The organism is Micromonospora sp. MH33, from assembly GCF_003013775.1.
GTDB classification, from domain to species: domain Bacteria; phylum Actinomycetota; class Actinomycetes; order Mycobacteriales; family Micromonosporaceae; genus Micromonospora; species Micromonospora fulviviridis.
In genome coordinates this window covers 1-2,483 of record NZ_MUYZ01000535.1, presented here as the reverse complement: position 1 = coordinate 2,483, position 2,483 = coordinate 1, and the positions used below count along the sequence as shown (strand labels likewise).

2 protein-coding genes and 1 pseudogene are annotated in these 2,483 nt (G+C 74.6%); 1 reads left to right on the top strand and 2 read right to left on the bottom strand.

The features are described from left to right. On the bottom strand, nt 1-916 hold a 916-nt coding region (locus B0E53_RS35445; protein ID WP_146167939.1), incomplete at its 3' end, for a protein kinase. Between the two features lie 142 nt (nt 917-1,058). On the opposite strand from B0E53_RS35445, the gene B0E53_RS35440 reads away from it, so the two are divergent. Then, on the top strand, nt 1,059-1,451 hold the full coding sequence (locus B0E53_RS35440; RefSeq protein ID WP_246835765.1) for an Rv2175c family DNA-binding protein: 393 nt from the start codon (nt 1,059-1,061) through the stop codon (nt 1,449-1,451). 147 nt (nt 1,452-1,598) lie between these two features. Here B0E53_RS35440 and B0E53_RS35435 read toward each other — a convergent pair. Next, nucleotides 1,599-2,414, bottom strand: a pseudogene (locus tag B0E53_RS35435) (polyprenyl synthetase family protein); the annotation flags it as partial. Nucleotides 2,415-2,483 lie beyond the last annotated feature (69 nt).

The following is a 2,483-nucleotide window of genomic DNA, read 5'->3' as shown; positions in this document are numbered from 1 at the left end:
CCGCGGTGTGCGAGTTGGCGTCGCTCAGCTCGTCCCGGGCGGCCTGCACCTCGGTCAGCAGCGCGCCGGCGTCGGCCGGGCGGGCGGCCGGGTCCCGCCGGGTGGCCCGGGCGACCAGCGCGTCGAGGACCGGGGGCAGCGCCGGCACCAGGGTCGACGGCGCCGGCACGTCGCGGTCGACGTGCTGCCAGGCGACCTCGACCGGGCGGTCGCCGTCGTAGGGCACCCGGCCGGTGAGCATCTCGAACAGCACGATGCCGGCGGAGTAGACGTCGGTGCGCGGGTCCGCGTGGCCCTGGGTGACCAGCTCCGGCGCCACGTACGCCACGGTGGCCATGAGCTGGTTGCCGTTCTCCTCCTCGGCGCTGGCCTCGACCGCGCGGGCCAGCCCGAAGTCGGCCACCTTGACCACGCTGTCCACCAGGTTGGTGGTGCCGCCGGTGGGCGCCTCGGCGACCAGCACGTTCTCCGGCTTGACGTCGCGGTGCACGAGGCCGGCCCGGTGCGCGGCGACGATCGCGGCGAGCATCTGCTCGGCGATGGCCAGCGCCTCGTCCGGGTTGAGCCGGCGCCGCTCGGCGAGCACGTCGCGCAGGGTGCGGCCGCGCACGTACTCCATCACCAGGTAGGGGAGGCCGGCGTGGCTGCCCTGGTCGTAGACCGCGACCACGTTGGGGTGGGTGAGCCGGGCGATGGTCTTCGCCTCGTCGGTGAAGCGTTCGACGAAGCCGGCCATCCGGGCCCGGGCCTCGGGCGCCTGCGTCGGGTGAATGATCTTTACCGCCACGGTGCGCTCCAGGCGCTCGTCGGTGGCGGTGTACACGGTCGCCATGCCGCCACGGGCCACGCGACCGCGAATGCGGTAGCGCCCGTCGATCAGCGAGCCCAGCAACGTGTCGGCGACCTGTGTGTCCATCGGCAGGCAGTCTATGTGGCGGGAGGGTGAAGGTTGAACAGGATGCTACAGCCGGGGTGCGACGGGGATGGGCCGGCGCACGCGCCGGGCGGGTACGGGGTGCCGCCGACCGGCCCCGGCGGGCACGTGGCAGGGTGGTCGGGTGACCGATTCCGTACCCACCCAGGCCGCCGCCACCGGCGCCGACCTGCCCGGACCGACCGACCCGGCCGGCTGGCTGACCCTGCCGGACGTGGCCGAGCGCCTCGACCTGTCGATCAGCAAGGTGCACCAGATGATCCGCGACCGGGAACTGCTCGCGGTGCGCCGCGACGGCGTCCGCCGGATCCCGGCCGACCTGGTGGCCAACCACACCGTGCTCAAGCACCTGCCCGGCGTGCTCAACCTGCTCGCCGACGCCGGGTACGACGACGAGGAGGCACTGCGCTGGCTCTACGAGCCCGACCCCACCCTCCCCGGCACGACGCCGGCGGCCGCCCTCGCCGGCGACCAGGCCCGCGAGGTCAAGCGCCGCGCCCAGGCCCTCGGCTTCTGACCCTCCCCACCCCCTCCCCGGGCCGCTGATCATGAAGTTATTGCCATGACACGCCGGAGAGCAGGGCAATAACTTCATGATCGACGGAGCCGGGAGCCGGGAGCCGGGGCCGGGGACAGGGTGGGCGGGGGAGGGCCCTGGGTGGGGTCAGTCGGTGCGGCGGGTGGCGGCAATGGCCAGGTCGACCAGGGCCTGGCGGGCCTCGGTGTCCAGGTCGACCGTTGTCAGGGCGGCCAGGGCGCTCTCGGTGAGGGCGGTGATCCGGCGTTCGGTGCGGTCCAGGGCGCCGCTCGCCGTGATCAGCTCGCGGAGGCGGGCCACGCCGGTGGGGTCCAGATCCGGGTCGCCGAGGCGGCCGAGCAGCAGCTCGCGGCCGGCGTCGTCGAGCGCATCGAGGGCCGCCGCCACCAGGTACGTCCGCTTGCCCTCGCGCAGGTCGTCGCCGGCCGGCTTGCCGGTGCGCTCCGGGTCGCCGAACACCCCCAGCACGTCGTCGCGGAGCTGGAACGCCTCGCCCAGCGGCAACCCGTACGCCGAGTAGGCGGCGTGCACCTCGGCCGGCGCGTCGGCCAGCGCGGCGCCGAGCAGCAGCGGCCGCTCGACGGTGTACTTCGCCGACTTGTAGCGGGCCACCTTGCCGGCCCGCTCCAGCGAGGTGTCCCCGGTGGCCTGGGTCAGCACGTCCAGGTACTGCCCGACGGTCACCTCGGTGCGCATCTCGTCGAAGACCGGCCGGGCCCGGGCCACCGTGCGCGGGTCCAGGCCGGCGGAGTGCAGCACCTCGTCGGACCAGACCAGGCACAGATCGCCCAGCAGGATCGCCGCCGCGTCGCCGAACCCGTCCGGGTCGCCGCTCCAGCCGGCCGCACGGTGCCGGGCGGCGAACCGCCGGTGCACCGCCGGCTCGCCCCGGCGGGTGTCCGAGCGGTCCATCAGGTCGTCGTGGATCAGGGCGCTGGCCTGGCCGGCGTTCCGCGTCGCCGTCGAGTACGACGGCCAGTGGCACAGCGACCTCGACCAGCTGCACCGCGA